General features: G+C 66.8%; 14 protein-coding genes and 1 riboswitch. Of the genes, 7 read left to right on the forward strand and 7 right to left on the reverse strand.

Features of this window, described 5'->3' with window-relative positions:
• Window positions 1-78: 78 nt before the first annotated feature.
• From ACFOOQ_RS10630 to ACFOOQ_RS10640, 3 genes are all read left to right on the forward strand, one after another.
• Window positions 79-705, forward strand: a complete 627-nt coding sequence (locus tag ACFOOQ_RS10630) for a TIGR02466 family protein (RefSeq protein WP_379725789.1) — start codon at window positions 79-81, stop codon at window positions 703-705.
• Window positions 706-771: 66 nt separating this feature from the next.
• Entirely contained in the window at window positions 772-1884 is a 1113-nt protein-coding gene (locus tag ACFOOQ_RS10635) for an NADH:flavin oxidoreductase/NADH oxidase (protein WP_379725792.1), read from the forward strand.
• 70 nt (window positions 1885-1954) lie between these two features.
• Window positions 1955-2111: riboswitch (FMN riboswitch) on the forward strand.
• A gap of 106 nt (window positions 2112-2217) precedes the next feature.
• The gene (locus tag ACFOOQ_RS10640; protein WP_379725795.1) at window positions 2218-2748 is read left to right on the forward strand and encodes a 6,7-dimethyl-8-ribityllumazine synthase; all 531 of its coding nucleotides are present in this window, start codon (window positions 2218-2220) and stop codon (window positions 2746-2748) included.
• Window positions 2749-2800: 52 nt separating this feature from the next.
• Here the strand turns inward: ACFOOQ_RS10640 and ACFOOQ_RS10645 are convergent, their stop codons facing one another.
• From ACFOOQ_RS10645 to ACFOOQ_RS10655, 3 genes are all read right to left on the reverse strand, one after another.
• The gene (locus tag ACFOOQ_RS10645; RefSeq protein ID WP_379725798.1) at window positions 2801-3745 is read right to left on the reverse strand and encodes a class I SAM-dependent methyltransferase; all 945 of its coding nucleotides are present in this window, start codon (window positions 3743-3745) and stop codon (window positions 2801-2803) included.
• A 2-nt stretch (window positions 3746-3747) separates the two neighbouring features.
• Window positions 3748-4857 (reverse strand): hypothetical protein, encoded by a 1110-nt coding sequence (locus ACFOOQ_RS10650; protein WP_379725801.1) that lies wholly within the window; start codon window positions 4855-4857, stop codon window positions 3748-3750.
• Between the two features lie 245 nt (window positions 4858-5102).
• Window positions 5103-6116 carry a 1-aminocyclopropane-1-carboxylate deaminase gene (locus ACFOOQ_RS10655; protein ID WP_379725805.1) on the reverse strand — a complete coding sequence of 338 codons (1014 nt, stop codon included), beginning with the start codon at window positions 6114-6116 and terminating at the stop codon, window positions 5103-5105.
• A gap of 164 nt (window positions 6117-6280) precedes the next feature.
• Between ACFOOQ_RS10655 and ACFOOQ_RS10660 the strand changes: the two genes are divergently transcribed.
• Window positions 6281-6760, forward strand: coding sequence for an Lrp/AsnC family transcriptional regulator (locus ACFOOQ_RS10660; protein ID WP_379725808.1), 480 nt, complete (start codon window positions 6281-6283; stop codon window positions 6758-6760).
• A 2-nt stretch (window positions 6761-6762) separates the two neighbouring features.
• Here ACFOOQ_RS10660 and ACFOOQ_RS10665 read toward each other — a convergent pair whose 3' ends face one another.
• From ACFOOQ_RS10665 to ACFOOQ_RS10675, 3 genes are all read right to left on the reverse strand, one after another.
• Window positions 6763-7917, reverse strand: a complete 1155-nt coding sequence (locus ACFOOQ_RS10665) for an aminotransferase (RefSeq protein WP_379725811.1) — start codon at window positions 7915-7917, stop codon at window positions 6763-6765.
• A 77-nt stretch (window positions 7918-7994) separates the two neighbouring features.
• A complete protein-coding gene (locus ACFOOQ_RS10670; RefSeq protein ID WP_379725814.1) occupies window positions 7995-8846 on the reverse strand; it encodes a hypothetical protein in 852 nt (283 codons plus the stop codon).
• 2 nt (window positions 8847-8848) lie between these two features.
• Window positions 8849-10306: a DHA2 family efflux MFS transporter permease subunit gene (locus ACFOOQ_RS10675; RefSeq protein ID WP_379725817.1), complete on the reverse strand. Its 1458-nt coding sequence runs from the start codon at window positions 10304-10306 to the stop codon at window positions 8849-8851.
• A 259-nt stretch (window positions 10307-10565) separates the two neighbouring features.
• Between ACFOOQ_RS10675 and ACFOOQ_RS10680 the strand changes: the two genes are divergently transcribed.
• The 3 genes from ACFOOQ_RS10680 to ACFOOQ_RS10690 are packed head-to-tail and all read left to right on the forward strand — an operon-like array spanning window position 10566 to window position 13124.
• Window positions 10566-11990, forward strand: coding sequence for a cytochrome ubiquinol oxidase subunit I (locus tag ACFOOQ_RS10680; protein WP_379725820.1), 1425 nt, complete (start codon window positions 10566-10568; stop codon window positions 11988-11990).
• On the forward strand, window positions 11987-12994 hold the full coding sequence (gene cydB, locus ACFOOQ_RS10685; RefSeq protein ID WP_379725822.1) for a cytochrome d ubiquinol oxidase subunit II: 1008 nt from the start codon (window positions 11987-11989) through the stop codon (window positions 12992-12994). The genes ACFOOQ_RS10680 and cydB overlap by 4 nt, the downstream gene beginning before the upstream one ends.
• Entirely contained in the window at window positions 12978-13124 is a 147-nt protein-coding gene (locus ACFOOQ_RS10690) for a DUF2474 family protein (protein WP_379725825.1), read from the forward strand. The genes cydB and ACFOOQ_RS10690 overlap by 17 nt, the downstream gene beginning before the upstream one ends.
• On the opposite strand, the gene ACFOOQ_RS10695 is transcribed toward ACFOOQ_RS10690, so the two are convergent.
• Window positions 13056-13814: an RluA family pseudouridine synthase gene (locus tag ACFOOQ_RS10695; RefSeq protein ID WP_379725828.1), complete on the reverse strand. Its 759-nt coding sequence runs from the start codon at window positions 13812-13814 to the stop codon at window positions 13056-13058. The two genes, ACFOOQ_RS10690 and ACFOOQ_RS10695, sit on opposite strands and share 69 nt — an antisense overlap.
• Window positions 13815-13851 lie beyond the last annotated feature (37 nt).

Here is a 13851-nt window from a genome sequence, read left to right on the forward strand (position 1 = left end):
TGCATGACAACGGGATTCCGGCGCGCGCGACGCCACGGCGTCGCCTGGCCGGAATGACGCAATGACAAGTGGTCCAGCATGACGATCCGCAGCCTGTTCCCGACCCGTATTGAAGTTGCCCCGCTGAAGAAAAAGGGCATCGTCGCCTTCAATCGCGACCTTATCGATGTCTGCGATTCCCTGCGCCTGGCCGACAAGACCGGGCAGCGCTGGAGCGCCCGGCATTATCCCGGCGGCTATACATCCTACGGCAGCCATGACCAGATGCACCGGATTTCCTCGACCTTCGCCGCCCTGGAAAAGGCGCTCGATCCGCAGGTCCGCGCCTATGCCGTGGCGCTCGGCTACGACCTGCGCGGTCGCAAGCTGCAGATGACCGACTGCTGGGTCAACATGATGGCGGGTGCGGTCACCCACGGCCTGCACCTGCATCCGCTCAGCTTCATCAGCGGCACCTATTACGTGCAGGTGCCGCGCGGGTCGGCGGCGATCAAGTTCGAGGATCCGCGGCTCGACCGCCTGATGGCGGCGCCGCCCCGGCGCAGCGATCTGCCGCCCAGCGAGCAGCTGCATGTCAGCATCCGGCCCAAGGCCGGCCAGGTGGTGCTGTTCGAGAGCTGGCTGCGCCACGAGGTGCCGCCGGGTTTCACGACGCGCGAACGTATTTCGGTCAGCTTCAATTACGCCTGGCACGGCCGGAGCTGACTTGACCTTTGCGGCGGCTGCCCCACACTTGGAGCAGCCCTCCTGCAACCGATCCCGGATAAAACCATGGCCGCCCTGTTCGAACCGCTCCAGCTCCGGTCCGTCACCCTGCCGAACCGCATCGTACTGTCGCCGATGTGCCAGTACAGCGCCACCGACGGCGTGCCGAACAATTGGCACCGCATTCATCTGGGTCGCTATGCCACGGCCGGCCTCGGCCTGATCATCGCCGAGGCGACCCATGTCAGCGCACGGGCCCGTATCACGCCCGGCTGCCTCGGCCTCTACAATGCCGTGCAGGAAGCCGCACTGGCGGAGATCGCCGCTGACATCAAGCAGTTCGGCCCGACGCCGTTCGGCATCCAGCTCGCCCATGCCGGCCGCAAGGCCTCCAGCGACCTGCCGTGGCGCGGCGGCCAGTCGCTGCAGGGCCCGCTCGCCTGGCAGGCCGAGGCGCCGAGCGCGCTGCCGCAGGGCGAGGGCTGGCATATGCCGCAGGCGCTGGACGAGGAAGGCCTTGCCCGGGTCAGGTATGAGTTCGTCGAGGCCGCCCGGCGCGCCGACCGCGCCGGCGTCGACCTGATCGAGCTGCATGGGGCGCATGGCTACCTGCTGCATGAATTCGTCTCGCCGATTTCCAACCGCCGCAACGACGGTTACGGCGGCACGCTCGACAACCGCATGCGCTTCCCGCTCGAGGTCTTTGAAGCGGTGCGCGCGGTCTGGCCGGCGCACAAGCCGCTCGGCATCCGCATCACCGGCAGCGACTGGATGCCCGGCGAGGGCCTGGAGATTGCCGATGCCGTGCGCTACGCCGCGGCCCTGAAGGAACGCGGCGCCGATTTCGTCGATGTCAGCTCCGGCGGCGTTTCGCTGCAGCAGAAGATCGCCACAGGTCCGGGCTACCAGGTGCATTTCGCCGAGGCCGTGAAACAGGCCACCGGCCTCGTCACCATGGCGGTCGGCATGATTACCGAGGCCGAGCAGGCCGAGGCGATCGTTGCCGAGGGCAAGGCCGACCTGGTGGCGATGGCGCGCGGTCTGCTGAACGATCCCTACTGGGCCTGGCATGCCGCCGACAGGCTCGGCGGCCATGTCCATGTAACGCCGCAGTATCTGCGCGGCCGGATGCGCGGCGTCGATACCCCGCGCGAGGTGGTGCTGAAAGCGGCGCGCTGACGCCACGACAGGCTTGCCGCCGGGCAGCTTGCGCCCTATCAGTTAACCCGACCGCCGGATGAGCCGGCGGTCACGTTCTCAGGGCGGGGTGAAAGTCCCCACCGGCGGTAAGGCGCACAGGCGCCGCAGCCCGCGAGCGCCCGGCCGCTTCCATGCGGCAGCCGGGGTCAGCAGATTCGGTGCAATTCCGAAGCCGACGGTTACAGTCCGGATGGAAGAGAACGGTGCGCAGTCCGCGACGGACCGGCGTACGGCATCGTGCCGTGCGGACGGGCCGCGCCGCTGTCGCCGTGCGCCCTGATTCTGGCAATGGCCGATGAAAGGGCGCCGTCAATGAATCAGAGCCAAGCAGAACACATCACCCCCAATACCATGTCGACCGATCCGGTCAGTCTTGATGCTGTCGGGCGGGAGGCAAGGCGCATCGCCTTCATCCAGTCCGGCTGGCATCGCGACATTGTCGACCAGGCCTGGGGCTCCTTCCTGTCCGAAATGGGCCGGCAGGGGCTGCGCCAGGGCAGCATCGACCGCTTCGAGGTGCCCGGGGCCTTCGAGCTTCCGCTGCAGGCCAAGCTGCTGGCCAAGAGCGGGCGCTATCACGCTGTGGTCGCCGCCGGCTTCGTGGTCGATGGCGGCATCTACCGCCACGACTTTGTCTCGGCGGCGGTGATCGACGGCCTGATGCAGGTGCAGCTGGAAACCGAGGTCCCGGTGCTTTCCTGCGTGCTGACGCCGCATCATTTCCATGAGCACGATGAGCACCGGCAATTCTTCGTCGAGCATTTCAAGGTGAAGGGCCGCGAGGTCGCCCAGGCCTGCGCGGCCACCCTGCGCATCATGGCCGGCCTGCAGAAAGCGGCCTGACATTTGTGGTGCGGGCTCCGCCGCCGGCGGGGCCCGTGTCACACCGGCTTGATCAACCGGGCTTGCGGCCGCGGATCGCGGTGGCAACGGGATTGCGCCGGATATCGACAAAGCCGAAGTCGGTGAACCAGTCGATCACTTCCTCCTCGCTGTGCACGCCGTGATAGGTCGGCGTGTAGCCGTCAAACAGGGTAAGGGCCGACCAGTCCCGGGTTTCATGCCGGGCGGTGAACGGAAAGACCGGATACAGCAGCCGCAGCAGGTGGTTGTCGGGGTCCTGCCGGGCCGGCCCGACAATCCACTGGCACCAGTCGTTGAAGGCGACATGCGGCAGTCGTGAAGTCAGCGGAATCCAGTCCTGCCGCCGCGCCAGCCGGGGGCTGTAGACCCAGATTGCCAGCTCGCCGCCCGGCTTCACCAGCGACACCAAGCGGCGGGTATAGTCCCGCGTGTCCGGCGTATGGTGCAGGACGCCGCACGAAATGACGAAATCGAAACTTCCGGGCGCGAAGGGCAGGGCACCGATATCGGCCTGGATCACCGCCGCCGTGTTGAAGTGCTCCAGCGATTTCTGCGCGACATCGACCGACAGGCTGAGATCCGCGCCAATGACCATCGCACCCCATTCAGCCAGCAGTTCGGCGATACGCCCGGTGCCGCAGCCAGCGTCCAGTACCAGCTTGCCGGCGACCTGGTCCGGCGTCAGGCCGGTCTTATGGGTGACATCCGACTTGCTGAAGCCGGAGTTGCGCAGGCTGTCATGCTGGGTCTGCTGATATTGCGTCCACTGGAACGAGAAGGATTTGACGTAGGCATCCGAGGGAACGAAGCGCGGCACATGATTGACCACGGGCACCGTGCTGCCGTCTGCGAAGGTCAGGCCATCCGCGCCGGCCTCGGTCACGGGCGACGTGAAAACCTGCGCCAGCCGCTCGGCAAAGACGGCGTCAAGCGGTTTGCCGAAGGCGGCCGACAGGTGTTCGACTGTAACGCCCATGATCAACCCTCCACGCAGTGCAGGGCAATGCTGTCGCCGTGGCGCTGCAGGACAACCTGCAGGCTGGCGGCGGCGGCTTCCGGCGCGAGGGCAGCGGTCAGGGCTGCCGCTGTCGCCGAGTCGATCCTGCAGCCGAAGGACAGGTCGCCGCCAAGGATCGCAGAGACCATATCGTCAAGCCAGCGCCGGTGGGCGGCGGCATCGCCGCAAGCCCCGGTCAGGCCGGTACGGATGGCCGGCAGGTCGGTGAACCGGGCGGCGCCATGATCCAGCCGATCATCCTGCCAGGTCAGCGACAGGTCGGCCCAGGGCACGCCGCCTGCGGTCAGCGTGGCGCTGCACAGCCGTAGATCGCAGGACAGCGTGAAATCGAGCGACAGCCGCAGCCGCAGCGGCTGTGAAGACCAAGTCGTGGTGATGGTATCCAGGTCGATGTCCAGCCGCGACCAGTCGCCTTCGGCCAGGGACCAGCGGGCCGTGGCCTGGCCGATGCAGATGACGCCGAAGTCGAGGCTGCTGGTGTCGATGACGGCATCGGTGATTGTCAGGCTCATGGGATCGGCGGCAGCGATGCTGCCGATCTGCAGGGCGGGATCGAGATAGACCATCAGCTTGCCGAGCAGCCACAGGCCGATATTGGAAAACTCCGCGCGGCGGGCATTGAGCTCGGTGAGCGTACGGTTTTTCTGCGGATCGGCGGTCAGCACTTCCAACAGGTTGTATTTGCGGCTGTGCTGCCGCAGGTCGGCATTGTCCGACGGCGCGAAGTAGATGCGGCGGTTGATATGGATGTACCGCCCCAGCCCGATATCGCGAACCTCGTCATGGCTGGCTATCCCCGGATGCGGCAGCGCGCGGCCATCCTCTAACAGCAGGAACGGCGACTTCCCGGCCATGGCGCTGAGCACGTCCTGTTCAAGCTGAATCATGTAGCTGTGGCCGCGAAAATGCGACAGCTTCGATACCGGCTCGATATGGGGCGCACGGATGAAGGATTGCAGCAGCAGGGCAAGGCCGCGCCGGCTTTTTGCCCGGTCGTAAAGGGTCCCGAAAAAATACAGCAGCATCATGCCGCTGCAGAACAGGACCGAGAACAGCTTCTGCTTGTCCACCAGGCGGCTCCGCGACAGACGAATTCCGGCGGCAGTCGATGCCTTACCGGCCGATTCTCCGGTGACGATAGCAGAAGGGTGGCCGTCATGCAGCCACGGGGCGTCCGGCCCGTTGCCGCCGTTTCCACCGCTCCGGCAGGACGCCGAAAGGACCGGGCAGGGCTGTAATTGCCCCCCGGATCTTGACCGGTCACAAGAAAAGCCCTGCCATTGCTGGCAGGGCTTTCACGCGGCGATGCCGATCTTCAGTTGAAGGCGTTGTGGTAGGCGTTCAGCGCCGGCGCGCCGCCCAGATGCACATAGAGGACGTTGGCGCCCTTGGGGATCTCGCCTGATTGCGCCATCGCAATCAGGCCGGCCATCGATTTGCCCTCGTAGACCGGGTCGGTCAGCATGGCTTCCAGTCGGGCCGACTTGCGGATCGCGGCAATGGTCTGCTCGTCCGGCAGGCCGTAATCGGGGCCGGCAAAGCGCGGATCGATGATGATGTCTTCGTCATCGATCGGCGTGTTCAGGCCGATCATCTCGGCGGTGGCCTTGGCGATCTTGGTTACCGCCCGGCGCGTCATGTCCTCGTCGCAGGCGGTGTCGATGCCGATCAGCCGGCGCTTGCGGGCCTGTGGCTTGAAGCCGACCACCATGCCGGCCTGGGTCGAACCGGTGCAGGTGGCGGTGATGACGGTGTCGAAGAACACGCCCATCTCGCCCTCCTGCTGTTCGACCTCGTCGGCGAAATGCGCATAGCCCAGGCCACCGAGCGGGTGGTCCGAGGCGCCGGCCGGGATGGCGTAGGGCTTGCCGCCGTCGCGGCGTACCTGCTCAAGGGCATTTTCCCAGGTGGCCTTCACCGCGGTGGAATAGCCTTCGCCTTCCAGCAGGGTCTCGGCGCCCATCAGGCGCGACAGCAGGATGTTGCCGACCTTATCGTAGACCGGGTCTTCCCACTTGGTCCATTCCTCCTGCACGAGGCGGCAGCGCATGCCCAGTACGGCGGCCACTGCGGCGACCTGCCGGGTGTGGTTCGACTGGATGTTACCGATCGATACCAGCGTGTCGCAGCCCTGTTTCAAGGCATCGGCGGCGAGCCATTCAAGCTTGCGCACCTTGTTGCCGCCGAAGGCGAGGCCGGAGGAAACGTCGTCGCGCTTGGCCCAGACGGACACGCCAAGTTCGGTGGACAGCCGCTTCAGCGGCTGGATCGGCGACGGGAAGAAACCGAGCGATACGCGGGGGAACCTGTCCTGCAGATTGAGCGGCATGGCAGTCGATGTCCTGTTGGTGAGAAACAGGGACATGATAGCCGCGAGCGCCGGCAAGGTGCTTCTGGACTGATGCGGTATTTGCGGAATATATTCTGACGAAGAAGCAAATTTCTCCAGAATGATCCAAGTATAGCAGGTATTTTGAGAAGGATCTTCATCCCATGATGGCCGCGCCGGATTTCCCCGATCTCAGTGCCAGTGACCGCAAGATCCTGAAAGCGCTGCAGGAAAACGGCCGGCTGAGCAATGCTGACCTGGCCCGGCAGGTCGGCCTGAGTGAATCGGCCTGCTGGAGCCATACCAAGCGGCTGTTCGACAGCGGGGTGATCCGCGGCGTGCGCGCCCTGATCGATCCGCGCGCCGTCCAGCGGGAAATTGCGGTGCTGGTCGGCGTGGTGCTCGACCGCTCGACCAAGGACAGCTTCGCCGACTTCGCCCGGGCGGTGCGTGCCCTGCCGCAGGTGATGGAATGTTTCCTCGTCGCCGGCGACGTCGACTATTTCCTGAAGATCCGGGTGCACGACCTCGGTGCGTTCAACCGGTTCCACAGCGAAAAAATCCTGGCCCTGCCCGGCGTGCGGCAGGTGCGTACGTTTTTCGTACTCGATGAAATCAAGGCAGACGGGCCGCTGTCGCTGTAGCCTCAGCCCCGCTTCACGAAGCCGGCGATGCGTTCGACCGCGCCGTCCAGCTTGTCGGTGGTCTTGGCGAAGCAGAAACGCACCACGCTGCGCACGTGGTCCGCGGCATAGAAGGCGCTGACCGGAATGGCGGCGACGCCGGCCTCGGATACCAGCCGGGTGCACCAGGCGGCATCGTCGAGATCGTTGCTGACGGTGGCAAGGTCGATGTTGAGGAAATAGGTCGCCTTGCTCGGCAGCACGTCGAGGCCGGCGGCGGCCAGTCCGCCGGCGAAGCGGTCGCGTGCCGCCTGCAGCTCGCGGCGCATGTCGAGGAAATACGCGTCGTCCTTGGCCAGCCCGTAAGCCACGGCGGCCTGCAGGTTCGGCGGCGTCGTGAAGGTGATGAACTGATGCGCCTTGGCCAGCACTTTCATCAGCGCCGGCGCGGCGCAGACAAAGCCGACCTTCCAGCCGGTCAGCGAGAAGATCTTGCCGGCCGAGCCGATCTTGATGCAGCGCTCGCGCAGGCCCGGCAGTGCCATCAGCGGCGTATGCGACAGGCCGTCGAACAGCACATGTTCCCAGACCTCGTCGCAGATCGCGACGGCGTCGTATTTTTCGAGATAGCGGCCGAGCAGCTCAAGATCCTCGCGCGGAAATATCGTCGCGGTGGGGTTGAGCGGGTTGTTGAAGATCACGGCTTTGGTCTTCGGCGAGAAGGCGGCCTTCAGTGCGTCTTCATCGAGCCGCCAGTGTGGCGGGCGCAGGGTGACAAACTTCGGCACGCCGCCGGCGCGCTTTACCAGCGGCAGATAAGCGTCATACATCGGCTGGAACAGCACGACCTCGTCGCCCGGCTCGATCAGCGCCAGCAGGCTGCCGGCCAACGCCTCGGTGGCGCCCGAGGTCACCATCACCTCGGTCTCCCAGTTCAGGTCGAGCGCATGGAAGCGCTTGTAATGCGCGGCGATCGCCTCGCGCAGGGCGGGCAGGCCCATCATCGGCGGATACTGGTTCCAGCCGGTCATCGTGGCGTCGGCGGCGGCGCGACGCACATCCTCCGGGCCGGGGTCGTCGGGGAAGCCCTGGCCGAGGTTGATCGCCTGGTGCTGGCCGGCCAGCCGCGACATGGTCTCGAAGATGGTGGTGGGGATATCGGCGAAGATCGGGTTCATGGCGGCGCGGCGGGTGGTTTTTTCGGTGCCGTCGGGTGTAGCACGTGGCCGGCCGGCCCGGAAGCCGCCGGTTGTTTCTAGGCGGCGGCCGATTTCACAGCCTGGCGGCGCAATACGGCGCGGCGCAGCAGGCCGAGCGTCAGCGCCACGGCCAGCGAGCCGGTGATGCCGATGACCACCGCCGGGCCGCCGCCCAGCCGCGGCGCCAGCAGAGTCATGCTGAGGAAGAAGGGGACATGGCTGGCCAGTCCGATCTGGGTGGCGCGCAGCGCGGCGCGCATGCCGGTGCGTTCCAGCCGGCGCGGCATGAAGCTGCAGACCACCAGCAGGGCGACCGGGAAAGACGACAGGATGCCGGTCAGCCGCGGCCCGAGCAGGGCGGAGGCGCCGCTGACCAAGGCCACCAACAGGCCGGCGGCAATGCCGCGCAGCACGGTCTCGTAAAGCGGCGAGCGGCCGCGCGCCGCCGGTGCGGTCAGCGGCACACTGCTGCCGGTGCGCCAGGCGATCAGGGCTGCCAGCGCGAAGACGGCGAGCGAGACCGGCAGCAGGGCCGGCAGCTGGCGGATCACCAGGCCGCTGAGCAGCCAGACCAGCAGGCCGCAGGGCAGCGCGACGGTCATGGGGAAACGCCGCAGCAGGGCAATGACGGTGACGAGGAACAGCAGCACGGCGCCGACGGTGGCAAGGCTGCCCAGCGCGGCATGGGCGGCGAAATCCGGGTCGTCCTGCAGCAGCAGGAAGACGTAGGCCGGCGCGGTGACAATCGGCAGGGCCAGCACGATCCCGCCGATAAACGGCGAGGCACGCTCCATCAGCCAGATCACGCCGCCGACGAAAACGGCGGTGGCCAGGCCGCGCGCGGGAATCGCGAGCCAGGCGAGATCCGCCCAGATGGAATGACCCTGGGCCAGCAGGTCGGTGGTCATGCTCAGTCTTCTCCCGCCTGCCTGGCGCGATCCGCGTCATCCGGCGTCAGCGGTTCGCCCTGGCGCAGCCGCTGGGTCGGCGCGAACAGGCGATGGCCGCTGACCTCGGCGCCGGCCTCGCCGGTCAGCGCCAGGAAGATCAGCGCCGAGAGGGCCGAGGCCAGGCCGACCACGGCAAAGGCCGGGGTGAAATCGGCCGGCAGGATCCTGTCGCCGCCACCGGCCATCATCAGGGTGATATGCAGGGTCAGCGCGCCGAGGCCGACGCCGAACGACAGCGACAGCTGCTGCATCATGCTGGAAAAGCTGGTGGCGCGACTCATCTGCTCGGGCGGAATGTCGGCCACCGCCAGCGTGTTGACGCTGGTGAACTGCAGCGAGCGGGCGATGCCGCCGAAAAACAGCAGGCCCATGATCAGCAGATAGCTGTCTTCCGGACGGAACAGGCCGTAGATCGCCACCGTGCCGCCGGAGATCACCGCATTGCAGATCAGCACGCGGCGGAAACCGAAGCGGCGCAGGATCGGCCGGGCGATCATCTTCATGGTCATGGCGCCGGCCGCCGAGATGAAAGTGATCGAGCCGGAGTGGAAGGCGCTCAGCCCGAAGCCGAGCTGCAGCATCAGCGGCAGCAGGAAGGGCAACGCGCCGATGCCGATGCGGAACAGCGAGCCGCCGAGCACGCCGGCGCGGAAGGTCGGGATGCGCAGCAGGTTGAGGTCGACCAGCGGATGCGGATGGCGTCGCGCGTGGTAGAAATACCCTGCGCTGGCGATGGCGCCGACGATCAGCAGGGTGGCGACGGCGGCATTGGGCAGCAGGCCGCGGCCCAGCGTCTCGAAGCCGAACATCAGGCCGGTCAGTGCCGTGGCGCTGAGCGCGAAGCCGCGGACATCGAGCGGCGGCATGCGCTGCTCGCGGACGTTCGGAATGAACAGCGTGACCAGCAGGATGCCGACCAGGCCGATCGGCAGGTTGATCCAGAAGATCCAGCGCCAGGACAGATAGGTGGTGAGGAAGCCGCCGACCGGCGGGCCCATCACCGGGCCAATCAGGGCGGGCACCGTCAGCCAGGTCATGGCGCGGACCAGTTCCGCCTTGGGCACGGCACGCAGCATGATCAGGCGGCCGACCGGCACCATCATGGCGCCGCCGAGCCCCTGCAGGACACGGGCGCCGACCAGGGTCCAGAAGCTGTCGGTCATGCCGCAGAGCAGCGAGCCGATGATGAAGACGGCAATGGCGCCACGAAACACCGTGCGGGCGCCGAAGCGGTCGGCGACCCAGCCGCTGACCGGAATGAACACCGCCAGGCTGAACAGGTAGGAGGTGATCGCGAGGTTGAGCCGCAGGGGGCTTTCGCCGAGCGATGTCGCGATGCTGGGGAGGGCGGTGGCCAGCACGCTGCTGTCAAGGTTTTCCATGAACAGCGCGCAGGCGACAATGAGGGGAATGAGCATGATACGGGATGTAATGACCGGAAGTGTGATCCTAGTCGAGGAATGGTTTCAAGACCGTTGCATTTCCTGCAGGGCTGACATGAGGGGTCCGGCCGGTGCAGGCCCGCGTCTGGAGGTTCGAGCCATGCGGTGCCGTGCCGCAGTGCGGCAATCCGCGCCGCGTGATTCGCTTGATCCGCAGGTCAAACACGGGGCTTTATAGGGGCCGTGACTGTCCCCGCCGGCGTGCGGCGCCAACCGGACTGACGGAGAGCCTGGCATGCATTTCCTGCACGATGCCCTGCTGCTGGCACGGCTGCAATTCGCCTTCACGGTTTCGTTCCATATCATCTTCCCGGCCTTCACCATCGGGCTGGCCAGTTATCTCGCCGTGCTGGAGGGCCTGTGGCTGTGGACCGGCCGCGAGGTCTATATCCGCGTCTTCCGCTTCTGGGTGACCATCTTTGCCGTGGTGTTCGGCATGGGCGTGGTGTCGGGCATCGTCATGAGCTATCAGTTCGGCACCAACTGGTCGGTGTTTTCCGACAAGGCCGGGCCGGTCATCGGCCCGCTGATGGGCTACGAGGTGCTGTCGGCGTTTTTCCTCGAGGCCGGTTTCCTCGGCGTGATGCTGTTTGGTATCCGCAAGGTCGGTCGCGGGCTGCATTTCTTTGCCACCCTGATGGTCGCGCTGGGCACCTTCCTCTCGGCATTCTGGATTCTCGCCGCCAACAGCTGGATGCAGACGCCGGCCGGCTACGACATCGCGCCGAACGGCCAGTATGTGCCCGCCGACTGGCTGGCGGTGATCTTCAATCCCTCGTTTCCCTACCGCCTGGTGCATATGGTGCTGGCGGCGTATCTGACGACCGCTTTCGTGGTCGGCGCGGTCGGTGCCTGGCATCTGCTGAAGGACCGCGGCAATGCGGCGGCGCGGGTGATGTTCTCGATGGCGATGTGGATGGCCGCCATCGTCGCGCCGGTGCAGATCTTTGCCGGCGACATGCATGGCCTGAACACCCTGGAACACCAGCCGGCCAAGGTCGCCGCCATGGAAGGCCATTACGACAGCCACGACGGGGCGCCGCTGATCCTGTTCGGCCTGCCCGACAATGCGGCGGCCGAGACGAAATATGCCGTGGAAATTCCGAAGCTCGGCAGCCTGATCCTGACCCACAGCTGGGACGGCCATATCCGCGGCCTGAAGGATTTCCCGCGCGAAGACTGGCCGAATGCCACGGTGATCTTCTGGAGTTTCCGCATCATGGTCGGCCTCGGGCTGCTGATGGCGCTGCTCGGGCTCGCCTCGCTGCTGTGGCGCTGGCGCGGCCGGCTCTATGAGGCGCCATGGCTGCATCGCGCCGCCGTGGCGATGGGGCCGAGCGGCTTCCTCGCCGTTCTGGCCGGCTGGGTGACTACCGAGGTCGGCCGCCAGCCCTGGACCATCTACGGCCTGCTGCGCACGTCGGACTCGGTCTCGCCGATCGGCCTGCCCGGGGTGGCGACCTCGCTGGTCGCCTTCATCGTGGTCTATTGCATCGTCTTCGCTGCCGGCATTTTCTATCTGTTCCGCCTGATGGGGCGGCCGCCCGGGCTGGAGTCGCCCGGATCCGCACCGGTGGAGGCGCCGCTGCGTGCGGCGACCAGCGCGCCGGTCGCCGATCTGCTGGCCGAACCGGGCACGACGGGGGAGAAGACGCCATGACGCTCGACCTGCCGCTGATCTGGGCCGGCCTGATCGCCTTCGCGGTACTGGCCTATGTGATCCTCGATGGCTTCGACCTCGGGATCGGCATCCTGTTTCCGCTGTTCCGCGAGGAACGCGAGCGCGACCGCGTGATGAATACGGTGGCGCCGGTCTGGGACGGCAACGAGACCTGGCTGGTGCTGGGCGGCGGCGGCCTGCTGGCGGCTTTCCCGTTGGCCTATTCCGTGGTGCTGCCGGCACTCTATGCGCCGCTGATCACCATGCTGCTCGGCCTGATCTTCCGCGGCGTCGCCTTCGAGTTCCGCTGGCGCACCCGGCGCTGGAAGCGCGTGTGGGATTACAGCTTCGCGCTGGGCTCGCTGGTCGCCACGCTGATGCAGGGCATCGCGCTCGGCGGCCTGGTGCAGGGCATCCATGTCGTCGGCCGCGCCTATGCCGGCGGCTGGTGGGACTGGCTGACGCCGTTCAGCATCCTCACCGGCGTCGCCCTGGTGATCGGCTATGCGCTGCTCGGCGCCACCTGGCTGATCGTCAAGACCGATGGTGAAATCCAGGACCGCTGCTACCTGCTGGCGCACCGGCTGGCCATCCTGCTGGTGGCGATGATCGGCATCGTCAGCCTGTGGACGCCCTTCCTCGACGAACGGTTCCTCGCCCGCTGGTTCCACTGGCCGAACATCGCGCTGACCGCGCCGATGCCGGTGCTTGTGCTGGTCGCCGCCTGGGTATTGTGGCGGGGCCTGCACGACCGGCGCCGCGAGGTGCAGCCCTTCCTCGCCGCGCTGGCCCTGTTCGTGCTGTCCTATATCGGGCTCGGCATCAGTTTCTGGCCGATGATGGTGCCGCCCGCGATCAGCTTCCGCGACGCCGCAGCGCCGGATGCCAGCCTTGGTTTCCTGCTGGTCGGCGCCGTCATCCTGCTGCCGGTGATTCTCGCCTATACGGCCTATGCCTACCGGGTGTTCCGCGGCAAGGTGGACGAGCATGCCGGCTATCACTGATCAGGCTCAGGTGGGGCGCCGGCCGCCGCCGCTGTGGCGGCGCCTGCTGTGGTTCGCCGCCCTATGGGCCGGCGGCGTGTTCGCCGTCGGTGTCGTCGGCCTGGCGATCCGCCTCGTCCTCAAGCCGTGACCAGCCGCAGCTTTCGAGGGCCGCCTGCATATGCGGCGGCGGCAGGGCAACCGCGGTAACCGGCGGGCGTTTCGGGTAGATCGGCAGGCTGATGCTGCGGCTGTGCAGGTGCAGCGGCACATCCTGGTCGGCGACGGCATCGCCATACTGGTGGTCGCCGAGCAGCGGGCAGCCGAGTTGTGCCAGATGCACGCGGATCTGGTGGGTGCGCCCGGTGCGCGGCCGGCATTCGATCCAGGTCAGGTCGCCGGCCCGGCCGAGCACGCGGTAGTCAGTGACGGATGACTGGCCGTCCGCGGCCACCACCATGCGCCAGCCGCCACTTTTGGTGGACAGCTTCTTCAGTGCGGCATCGATGCGGCCTGCCTCGGTTGCCGGTGCGCCGCGGGTGACCGCCCAGTAGACCTTTTCGGCGCGGCCTTCCTGGAACAGCTTGCCGAGCCGGCGCAGCGCCTTCGGATGGCGGCCGAGCACGAGGCAGCCGGAGGTGTCGCGGTCGAGCCGGTGCGCCAGTGACGGCGGCTTGGGCAGGCCGAACTGCAGGTGGTGGAAATAGCGTTCGAGATTGTCGCCGCCGCCGGGACCGGCATGCACGGCAAGGCCGGCCGGCTTGTCGATCACCAGCAGCAGCCCGTCGCGATAGAGTACGCGGTTTTCGATCTCTGCAGCGGTAAGGGCGGGCGCGGCCATGGCGCATGGCGTGCACCACGGCCGCTCTCCCGTCAAG

The sequence above is a fragment of the Ferrovibrio xuzhouensis genome, from assembly GCF_042648965.1.
GTDB classification, from domain to species: Bacteria; Pseudomonadota; Alphaproteobacteria; order Ferrovibrionales; family Ferrovibrionaceae; genus Ferrovibrio; species Ferrovibrio xuzhouensis.

Excerpts from the sequence above, each read along its gene's own strand:
- ACFOOQ_RS10630 (WP_379725789.1), top strand. The coding sequence starts at position 79 with ATGACGATCCGCAGCCTGTTCCCGACCCGTATTGAAGTTGCCCCGCTG.
- ACFOOQ_RS10635 (WP_379725792.1), top strand. The coding sequence starts at position 772 with ATGGCCGCCCTGTTCGAACCGCTCCAGCTCCGGTCCGTCACCCTGCCG.
- ACFOOQ_RS10640 (WP_379725795.1), top strand. The coding sequence starts at position 2,218 with ATGAATCAGAGCCAAGCAGAACACATCACCCCCAATACCATGTCGACC.
- ACFOOQ_RS10645 (WP_379725798.1), bottom strand. The coding sequence starts at position 3,745 with ATGGGCGTTACAGTCGAACACCTGTCGGCCGCCTTCGGCAAACCGCTT.
- ACFOOQ_RS10655 (WP_379725805.1), bottom strand. The coding sequence starts at position 6,116 with ATGCCGCTCAATCTGCAGGACAGGTTCCCCCGCGTATCGCTCGGTTTC.
- ACFOOQ_RS10660 (WP_379725808.1), top strand. The coding sequence starts at position 6,281 with ATGATGGCCGCGCCGGATTTCCCCGATCTCAGTGCCAGTGACCGCAAG.
- ACFOOQ_RS10665 (WP_379725811.1), bottom strand. The coding sequence starts at position 7,917 with ATGAACCCGATCTTCGCCGATATCCCCACCACCATCTTCGAGACCATG.
- ACFOOQ_RS10670 (WP_379725814.1), bottom strand. The coding sequence starts at position 8,846 with ATGACCACCGACCTGCTGGCCCAGGGTCATTCCATCTGGGCGGATCTC.
- ACFOOQ_RS10675 (WP_379725817.1), bottom strand. The coding sequence starts at position 10,306 with ATGCTCATTCCCCTCATTGTCGCCTGCGCGCTGTTCATGGAAAACCTT.
- ACFOOQ_RS10680 (WP_379725820.1), top strand. The coding sequence starts at position 10,566 with ATGCATTTCCTGCACGATGCCCTGCTGCTGGCACGGCTGCAATTCGCC.
- cydB (WP_379725822.1), top strand. The coding sequence starts at position 11,987 with ATGACGCTCGACCTGCCGCTGATCTGGGCCGGCCTGATCGCCTTCGCG.
- ACFOOQ_RS10690 (WP_379725825.1), top strand. The coding sequence starts at position 12,978 with ATGCCGGCTATCACTGATCAGGCTCAGGTGGGGCGCCGGCCGCCGCCG.
- ACFOOQ_RS10695 (WP_379725828.1), bottom strand. The coding sequence starts at position 13,814 with ATGGCCGCGCCCGCCCTTACCGCTGCAGAGATCGAAAACCGCGTACTC.